The sequence below is a fragment of the Providencia sp. CIM-Carb-044 genome (assembly GCF_033901115.1).
In the GTDB taxonomy this organism is placed as follows: Bacteria; Pseudomonadota; Gammaproteobacteria; order Enterobacterales; family Enterobacteriaceae; genus Providencia; species Providencia hangzhouensis.
Map to the genome: position 1 here is coordinate 1 of NZ_JAXADV010000043.1, position 1,486 is coordinate 1,486.

The 1,486-nt window shown below is 50.4% G+C and carries 1 pseudogene; it reads right to left on the bottom strand.

Annotation, left to right across the window (positions count from 1 at the left end):
* Window positions 1-79 precede the first annotated feature (79 nt).
* Window positions 80-1,486, bottom strand: a pseudogene (locus tag SJ312_RS23070) (Tn3-like element IS3000 family transposase); the annotation flags it as partial.

Below are 1,486 nucleotides of genomic sequence, written 5' to 3' on the forward strand. Positions count from 1 at the left end.
AAAGGGGTTCTAGGGATTTTCCGTCCAAAAACGACAAAGTGCTCTGGAGGCCGCGCCGTCCGTGGCCTCCAGAGGGGTATTACTTTTCGCTGACGGGTAAATATCCCTCGATTGAGCGCATAAGCTCCTCCAGATCTGGCAATTTTTCGCTCAATTCGAAGTGGTAAGTCCCCTTGAGGTTAATGTTGTGCCAGGCCACAGGGGATGCCTGTTTGACGATATCTATTCTCTTGGTATCTCCTTGGTATTCGAAGCTGGTCAACAGCTGGCTGAGTATCCTGGAGTTGAAGTAAACGATGGCATTGGTGACCAGGCGAGCGCACTCATTCCATAGCTGGATTTCTTCGTCTGAACTGCCCCGGAACTGATCCCCATTGACGCTGCTCACGGCCCGACGCAGTTGGTGATAGGCCTCTCCCCGGTTCAGCGCGCGCTGAACATAGTTTCTTAAACTGGCATCATCGATGTAGCACAGTAGATAATTCGCTTTCACCAGGCGATTGTATTCCGTCAGGGCTTCCAGCAGCGGGTGATTGCGCTTGTACTCCGAGAGCTTTCTCACCAAGGTGGCTTGCGTTGTTTTCCGCTGCTTAAGTGATACTGCAATCCGTTGGATGGTATCCCAGTGCTGCGCAATACGATGGGTATTGATTGGCTTTTTTAAGCACAGCTGAATTCGGTGTTCTTTGTCTTCCTTGACATCAAACATGTCATTGATCACTTTGCCAACCTGGGCATAGCGTGGGGCAAACTGGTATCCGAACAGATCCAGTAACGCGAAGTTCACATGGTTCACCCCATGGGTATCGGTTGAGAGCACATCCGGAATGATGTCTGACGTATTGCTCATCAACAAATCAAAGATGTAGTGCGATTCATGTTCGTTGGCGCCGATCACTCTGGCGTTGATCGCAGCGTGATTGGCGATCAAGGTCATGGCAGAAACACCTTTTTGAGTGCCAAAGTACTTCGACGAATAACGGGTTTTGAAGGTCTCGCGCCGGGCTTCGAACTTTTGACCATCGGCACTGGCGTGGATCACATCTTCCTGGATGTTGTAGTACCGGAAGATGGGTAGCTTGGCTGTCGCGTTATTGATGTTGTCGTTAGCAGCATTCAATGTTTCCAGGCGAAGATAGTTCGCCTGGATAGTGCTGAGCTGATCATAGGTACGATCAGAGATCTGTGCCATGCCGTAAATGCCTTGATTGGTTGCATTGCCGACCAGAATTGCCAACAGGTCATATTCATGGGAACGGCTTCTGGATTGGGAACCCAGCACATGAGCGAAGCAGTCAATGAAACCGGTGTCACGATCAACCATGCGCAGTACATCCGCAATCCCCGTTGTGGGAATTTGCTGGAAGAAGGGATTGTTGACCAGATGATGTTTGCTGGCCGAAGGCAGGCGCCAGAAGCGTTTACCCTGCGGATTACGCAAGATGATATTCCGGTTGTCTTCCTGTTCAAGATATTCGCCGACTTC